Annotated in this window: 6 protein-coding genes; 5 read left to right on the forward strand and 1 reads right to left on the reverse strand. The window is 72.3% G+C overall.

What is annotated here, in order from left to right:
- Window position 1 precedes the first annotated feature (1 nt).
- From F8279_RS18120 to F8279_RS18135, 4 genes are all read left to right on the forward strand, one after another.
- Window positions 2-2,152, forward strand: a complete 2,151-nt coding sequence (locus F8279_RS18120) for a bifunctional diguanylate cyclase/phosphodiesterase (protein WP_151500560.1) — start codon at window positions 2-4, stop codon at window positions 2,150-2,152.
- Window positions 2,153-2,214: 62 nt separating this feature from the next.
- Complete coding sequence (locus F8279_RS18125; RefSeq protein WP_091419692.1) at window positions 2,215-2,715, forward strand: DUF456 domain-containing protein; 501 nt, start codon at window positions 2,215-2,217, stop codon at window positions 2,713-2,715.
- Window positions 2,716-2,977: 262 nt separating this feature from the next.
- A complete protein-coding gene (locus F8279_RS18130; protein ID WP_151500561.1) occupies window positions 2,978-4,552 on the forward strand; it encodes an amino acid permease in 1,575 nt (524 codons plus the stop codon).
- 29 nt (window positions 4,553-4,581) lie between these two features.
- A complete protein-coding gene (locus tag F8279_RS18135; protein WP_151500562.1) occupies window positions 4,582-4,959 on the forward strand; it encodes a nuclear transport factor 2 family protein in 378 nt (125 codons plus the stop codon).
- Window positions 4,960-4,988: 29 nt separating this feature from the next.
- On the opposite strand, the gene F8279_RS18140 is transcribed toward F8279_RS18135, so the two are convergent.
- On the reverse strand, window positions 4,989-6,167 hold the full coding sequence (locus F8279_RS18140; protein ID WP_151500563.1) for a sorbosone dehydrogenase family protein: 1,179 nt from the start codon (window positions 6,165-6,167) through the stop codon (window positions 4,989-4,991).
- Between the two features lie 86 nt (window positions 6,168-6,253).
- Between F8279_RS18140 and F8279_RS18145 the strand changes: the two genes are divergently transcribed.
- Window positions 6,254-7,618, forward strand: a complete 1,365-nt coding sequence (locus F8279_RS18145; protein ID WP_091419701.1) for a glutamine synthetase family protein — start codon at window positions 6,254-6,256, stop codon at window positions 7,616-7,618.
- The last annotated feature ends 157 nt before the right edge of the window (window positions 7,619-7,775 follow it).

A 7,775-nucleotide genomic window follows, 5' to 3' on the forward strand; every position in this document is an offset into this window, starting at 1 on the left:
CATGCGTGCCCCGGACAGCGACGGGGGAGACGTCAGCCGGCCCGGCGCCGCCGCGTACGCCGCCGAGTGGGCTCGCGCCGTGCGCCGCATCGGGTTCGTGCCGCTGAGCGCGGCCGAGACCGAGCGCCTGCTGGTGCCGCTCACCGAGCGGCTCGGCGAGGCCCTGCTCGCCCCCACCTTCTCCGCCCGCCCCGCGGAGGAGGTGGGGCGTGCCCTGGTCGAGGCGCACCTCACCGAGCCCGGCGTGCTCGACTGGTCGGTGCAGGCGCTCGGCGATCGGTTCCTGCCCTGGGTGCTGCCGTCGCGGACGGAGTCGCCGGAGCTGCGCGAGCGGGTCGCGCTGCTCCAGGGCGCGATCGCCGCCGGGTTCGCCCGCGCGCTGCGCGACCGGGTCTTCAGCCAGCAGGAGCGGATCGCCCGGTCCGCGTGGCAGGCCCGGGACACCGTCGAGCAGGCGCTGCGGGACAGCGAGGCGCGTTTCCGGGCGGTCTTCACCGGCGCCGCCATCGGCATCGGCATCGCCGGGGTGGACGGGCAGATCATCGAGGTCAACCAGTCCTTCGCGGACATGCTCGGCTACACCGTCGCGGAGATGCGCCGGATGAACGTGTCGGCGTTGGCCTATGCCGACGACGCGGCCGGGATGTGGGAGCTGTACCAGGAGCTGATCGAGGGCAAGCGGGACAGCGCCCGGGTGGAGAAGCGCTACTACCGCAAGGACGGCAGCGTGGTCTGGACCGACCTCGCGGTCTCGCTGATCCGGCACGACGACGGCCGGCCCCGGTTCACCGTCGCGATGGTGGAGGACATCACCCAGCGATACGAGTTGCAGCAGCGGCTGCGCTTCCAGGCGCTGCACGACCCGCTGACCGGCCTGCCCAACCGGACGCTGTTCTTCGAGACGCTCGGCGACGTCTTCGACGGCGCCGGCCCGGACCAGCGCGTCGGGCTCTGCTTCATCGATTTGGACGGCTTCAAGGCGGTCAACGACAGCCTCGGCCACGACCTGGGCGACCGGCTGCTCAAGGTGATCGCCCGCCGGCTCAGCGACTGCGTGGCCGGGCGCGGCCACCTGGTGGCCCGGATGGGCGGTGACGAGTTCGTCATCCTGGTCGACTCCGACGGCGGCATCGACGACGCGGTGGAGGTCGCCGAGCTGGCCCTGGCCGCGGTGTCCGCGCCGGTGCACGTCGGTGACCAGCAGCTCGCCGTGTCGGCGAGCATCGGCATCGTGGAGTGCCCGGCGGCGGAGACGAGCGTCGGTGACCTGATGAAAGCCGCCGACACCACGCTCTACTGGGCCAAGGCGGAGGGCCGGGGCCGCTGGGCGGTGTACGACCCGGAGCGCAGCGCCGCCGACATCGCCCGCTCCGCGCTGGCCGCGAACCTGCCCGTTGCGCTGGACCGGGGCGAGTTCGTGCTGCACTACCAGCCGATCGTGTCGCTGCTGGACGGCACGATGGTGGCGGTCGAGGCGCTGGTGCGCTGGCAGCACCCGGAGCTGGGGCTGATCGGCCCGGACCGGTTCATCGGGCTGGCCGAGGAGACCGGCCTGATCGTCCGGCTCGGCGCCTGGGTGCTGCGTCAGGCGTGCCGCGACGCCGAGTCGTGGCGGCGCGCGTACCCGGACACCACGCCTGTGGTCAGCGTCAACCTGGCCGCCCGGCAGGCCGACGACCCGGCCATCGTGGAGACGGTGGCCGAGGCGTTGCAGCACACCGGCCTGCCGGCCGAGCTGTTGCAGCTGGAGCTGACCGAGAGCGCCGTCATGGGCAGCGCCGGCGAGCCGCTGCGGACGCTGCACCAGCTCGCCGACCTCGGGCTGCGGCTGGCCATCGACGACTTCGGCACCGGCTACTCGAACCTCGCGTACCTGCGGCGGCTGCCGATCCACTGCGTGAAGCTGGCCGGCCCGTTCGTGGAGGGGATACGGGGTGACGGCGGGGACGCGGTCGCCGACCACCGGGACGAGCGGATCGTGGACGCGCTGGTGCGGCTGGCGCACGCGCTGGAGCTGTCGGTGACGGCCGAGGCGGTGGAGACCGAGGTGCAGGCCGAACGGCTGCGGGCGCTGCGGTGCGACACCGGGCAGGGCCGGCTGTTCGGCGCCCCGATGCCCGCCGACGGCATCCGCGCCCGCCTCGGCGGGTAAGGAAGGCGCACACCGGGCGGGCGGGTCCCCGCCGGGCCGGTGCGGAGGAGACGAGGAGCACGGTGAGCCTTACCGATTCGCAGGCGGTGGTGTCGGTGGTCGCCGCGCTGGCGATCGTCGCCGGCCTGGCCGGGGTGATCGTGCCGGGGCTGCCGGCACTGCCGCTGTGCTGGGGCGGAGTGCTGGTGTGGACGCTGTTCGGCGACGCCGGGCCGGGCCGCTGGGCGGTGCTGGCCGCCGCCACGGTGATCGCCGCCGGCGGCACCGTGCTCAAGTACCTGTGGCCGGGGCGCAACCTGAAGCGGACCGGCGTGCCCACGACCTCGCTGCTGGCGGGCGGGCTGCTCGGCGTGATCGGCTTCTTCGTGATCCCGGTGGTCGGGCTGCCGATCGGCTTCGTCGGCGGCATCTTCGGCGCGGAGCGGCTGCGGCTCGGCGACACCCGGCTGGCCTGGCCGGCGACGGTGCAGGCGCTCAAGGCGGCCGGGCTGTCGATGGTGCTGGAGTTCACCGCCGGCCTGATGATCGCCGCGCTGTGGGTCGCGGGGCTGCTGTTCGTCTAGAGGTGCGGCGGCGCGGGGCGTCCGGAGGGTACGGCCGATCGCCGTACATCAGTGAGAGAGAGGTGGACGCCGCGCGCCGCCGCGGACCGGGCGTTGCCGAGCGCCCGGTGCCGGCCCGTCGGGTCGGGCCTGGTCACGCCCACAATGATGCCCCGGGTGGGATCCGGCGACAACGCAATTACCGGCGCACGTATTGACCGCCTTGATCGGCCGGGAGCACACTGCGAGCACTCGCACGAGCATCGCCTCGAGGAGGTGTGCAGTGGCCACGACGCCCGCGCCGACCGCCGAGCAGCCGATGGACGACGACGCCCGACGACTCGCCGAACTCGGCTACAAACAGGAGCTGCGCCGCAAGTGGAGCGGCTTCTCCAACTTCGCGATCTCGTTCTCCATCATCTCGATCCTGGCCGGCTGCTTCACCACGTTCGGCCAGGCGTGGAACAACGGCGGCCCGGTGGCGATCTCCTGGGGCTGGCCGCTGATCTCGCTGTTCATCCTGATCATCGGCTTCTGCCTGGCCGAGCTGGTGTCGGCGTACCCGACGGCGGGCGGGATCTACTGGTGGGCGGCGACCATGGGCCGGCCGGTGCACGGCTGGTTCACCGGCTGGCTCAACCTGATCGGGCTGGTCGCGGTGACCGCGTCGGTCGACTACGGCTGCGCCACGTTCCTCAACCTGACGCTGTCGGCGCTGTTCGACGGCTGGGCCGGCACCGGGCACCAGACGTTCGGACTGTTCGTGGTGATCCTCGCGCTGCACGGGCTGATCAACATCTACGGGCACCGGATCATCGACGTACTCCAGAACGTCTCGGTCTGGTGGCACGTGGCCGGCGCGGCCGCCGTGGTGCTGATCCTGGTCCTGGTCCCGGACAACCACCAGAGCTTCCAGTTCGTGTTCACCGAACGGTTCAACAACTCCGGCTTCGGTGACGGCGACACCGGCGGGCTGGCGTTCTGGTTCTACGTGCTGCCGCTGGGCTTCCTGCTCACGCAGTACACGATCACCGGCTTCGACGCCTGCGCGCACGTCTCCGAGGAGACCCGGGGTGCCTCCAAGGCCGCCGCACAGGGTCTGTGGCGGTCGATCTTCTACTCGGCGGTGGGCGGCTGGATCCTGCTGCTCGCGTTCCTGTTCGCGGCCACCGACGTGGACGCGATCAACGAGGCGGGTGGCTTCTCCGGGGCGATCTTCGAGAGCGCGCTGACGCCGTTCTTCTTCAAGGCCGTCATCATCATCTCCACCATCGGGCAGTTCTTCTGCGGCATGAGCTGCGTGACCTCGATGTCGCGGATGGCGTACGCGTTCAGCCGGGACCGGGCGGTGCCCGGCTGGCGGCTGTGGTCGAAGGTCAACCGCAACGGCACGCCCGTCAACGCCATCATCGGAGCGACGCTGGCCGGGCTGGTGCTCACGCTGCCCGCGCTCTACCAGCGCGGCGGCATCCCGGTCGCGTTCTACGCGGTGGTGTCGGTCGCGGTGATCGGGTTGTACCTGTCCTTCATCATCCCGATCTTCCTGCGGCTGCGGATGGGCGACCGGTTCACCCCGGGCCCGTGGACGCTCGGCCGGCGCTACAAGCTGCTCGGCTGGATCGCGGTGGTCGAGATCGCCGTCATCTCGGTCTACTTCGTGCTGCCGATCGTCCCTGCGGGTGTGCCCGGCAACCCCGACTTCAGCTGGACGGCTGTGAACTACGCGCCGATAGCGATCGGTGGCGTGCTGCTCGGCGTCGGCATCTGGTGGTATGCCTCGGCCCGCAAGTGGTTCACCGGCCCACGCCGCACCGTCGACCAGACCGAGCCCGAACCCGAGCCCGCCGAGCCGTCGTAGCTGTCGGTGGGTCCTGCCATGATCCGGCGATGGACTCGGAAGCGGTGGTACGCGCGTTGTGGGATCGCATGCAGGCCCGGGACTGGACCGGCGTCGGCGACCTGCTGGCCGACGACGTGGTGGTGGAGTGGCCGGTCAGCGCCGAGCGGATCGTGGGCCGCGACAACTACGTGAAGATCAACGCCGAGTACCCGGAGGGCTGGTCGATCCGGGTACTGCGGGTGGTGGCGGCGGGCGACACGGTGGTGTCCGAGGTGGAGGTGCCGCACGAGGAGATGGGCGTGCACCGCGTGGCCTCGTTCTGGACGGTGCGCGACGGGCGGATCGTCGAGGGCCGGGAGTACTGGACGAGCCTCGGAGCGGACCCGTCCCCGCAGTGGCGATCCGCCTGGGTCCAGCCGATCTGACGCTGCCGGCTGTCCGCGTACCTCCGGGGTCAGATCGTGGGGCGGCGGTGGGTGAGCGGGAAGCGGAGGATGCGGTCGTCGCCGGCCGCCGGGGTGCCGCGGCCGTCGCGGTTGCTGGTCGCCACCCACAGCGCGCCGTCCGGCGCCACCTCGACGGTACGCAGGCGGCCGTAGGTGCCGGCCAGCTCCGCCACCGGTACGCCCACGCGGCCGGCGGGGTCGACGGGCACCGCCCAGAGCCGGGCGCCCCGCAGCGCGGCGACGTAGAGCGTTCCCCTGGTGAACGTGGCGCCGCTCGGGGACGCCTGCGCGGGCGGCCAGACGACGACCGGGTCGCGGAACCGGGGGTCACCGGCGACGCCCTCGACGAGCGGCCAGCCGTAGTTGCCGCCGGGCACGATCCGGTTCACCTCGTCCCAGGTGCTCTGCCCGAACTCGGTGGCGAACAGCCGCCCCTGCCGGTCCCAGGCGAGGCCCTGCACGTTGCGATGGCCGTAGCTGTAGACGAGCGAGCCGGGGAACGGGTTGCCCGGCGGCACGCCGCCGTCCGGGCGGATGCGCAGGATCTTGCCGTTGCGGCTGGTCAAGTCCTGTGCGCGGGTGGCCACCCCGGCGTCGCCGATCCCGGCGTACAGCATGCCGTCGGGGCCGAACGCGATCCGGCCACCGTCGTGCACGGCGCTGCGGGCGATGCCGCTCACGAGCACCTGCGGCGCCCGGGACGAGCCGAGGCGGAACCGGACGATCCGGATGTCGGTCGCGGTGGTGTAGGCGGCGTAGACCCACCGGTCCCGGCGGTACCCGGGGGAGACCGCGAGCCCGAGCAGGCCCGCCTCGCCGCCCGCGGCCACGTCGGCGATCCGGGCCACCTGCCGGGCCGGGCGTCCCGGGCGTACGCGCAGGATCGTCCCCCGGTCCCGCTGCGCGACCAGGGCGCTGCCGTCGGGCAGGAAGTCCAGGCCCCACGGCGCCTCCAGCCCGGTCGCGACGACGCGGGGGCGGGTCAGGTCGTAGCCGGACCAGCCGGCACGCCCGTCGAAGCCGCGCAGGTCGAGCGCGACCGGGCGCTGCTGCCCGCCCGCGGGGACCGGCCGGTCCGGGCCGTCCGCGGGTCGCTCGCCGGTGGGCCGGTCGCCCGCGTGGGCGTCGGTCACGGCGAGCACGATCGCGAGGACGGCGGCGACGACCGCGACGGTACGACGACGCATGTGTGCTCCTCGGTTTCGCCACCGGCCCCGCCGGGGCATTGACGGTGATCCGGTTTGCCAGTAGACCTTGGTGATGGAGGCCCCTGATGAAGCAAACGCCGCTCTCGCTGGAACAGTTGCGGGTCGCCGTCACCGAGGGTGAGATCGACACGGTGGTGCTCGCCCTCACCGACATGCAGGGCCGATTGCAGGGCAAGCGGTTCCACGCGCCCTACTTCCTCGACCAGGTCGTCGCGAACGGCAGCGAGGGCTGCAACTACCTGCTCGCCGTGGACGTCGACATGAACACCGTCGACGGGTACGCGATGTCGAGCTGGGAACGCGGCTACGGCGACTTCGCCATGCGCCCCGACCTGGACACGCTGCGCCGGACGCCCTGGCAGCCCGGGTCCGCGCTGCTGCTGGCCGACCTGGAGTGGCTGGACGGCTCCGGCCCGGTGGTCGCCTCGCCTCGGCAGATCCTGCGCAAGCAGCTCGACCGGCTGGCCGCGCACGGGCTGACCGCGTACGCCGGCACCGAGTTGGAGTTCGTGCTCTACCGCGACTCGTACGAGGAGGCGTGGCGGCGCGGCTACCGCGACCTGACCCCGGCCAACCAGTACAACGTGGATTACTCGCTGCTCGGCACCGCCCGGGTCGAGCCGCTGCTGCGCCGCATCCGCACCGAGATGGCCGGCGCCGGGCTCACCCCGGAGAGCGCGAAGGGCGAGTGCAACCTCGGCCAGCACGAGATCGCGTTCCGGTACGACGAGGCGGTGCGCTGCGCCGACCACCACGTCATCTACAAGAACGGCGCGAAGGAGATCGCCGCCCAGGAGGGCATGTCGATCACGTTCATGGCCAAGCCGAACGAGCGGGAGGGCAACTCCTGCCACATCCACTTCTCGCTGCGCGACGCCTCCGGCTCGTCGGCGATGCTGGGGGACGGGCCGGCGCACCTGAGCGTCACCGGGCAGCGGGTGCTGGCCGGGCTGCTCGCCACCATGCGCGAGTTCAGCCTGTTCTTCGCGCCGAACATCAACTCCTACAAGCGCTACCAGCCCGGCTCGTTCGCGCCGACCGCGCTGCGCTGGGGCACCGACAACCGCACCTGCGCGTTGCGGCTGGTCGGGCACGGGCAGGGGATGCGGGTGGAGAACCGGGTGCCGGGTGCGGACGTCAACCCGTACCTGGCGATCGCCGCGCTGGTGGCCGGGGCGGTGCACGGCATCGAGAACGAGCTGGAGCTGGCGGACGAGTGCACCGGCAACGCGTACGACGACCCGGACGCCGAGCGGGTGCCCACCACGCTGCGCGACGCGCTCGACCTGTGGCAGCGCTCCGAGGTGGCCCGGGAGGCGTTCGGCGACGAGGTGGCCGCCCACTACGCCAACCAGGCGAAGGTCGAGCTGACCGCCTTCGACGCCGCGGTGACGGACTGGGAGCTGACCCGTGGCTTCGAACGCCTCTGACCCCGCCGGCCCGTCCTCGCGCCCCGCTGTCGACGCCGATCTTGCACTTGCGGCCCTCGACGCGGGCGTTATGCGGCTTTCGCCGGGGCACCAACCGCAAGATCGCCGAAGCGAGCGGAGGGGGACGCGTGGGTGAGGTGATCTCGCCTGTCGACGG

The sequence above is a fragment of the Micromonospora sp. AMSO1212t genome (genome assembly GCF_008868145.1).
Classification (GTDB): Bacteria; Actinomycetota; Actinomycetes; order Mycobacteriales; family Micromonosporaceae; genus Micromonospora; species Micromonospora tulbaghiae.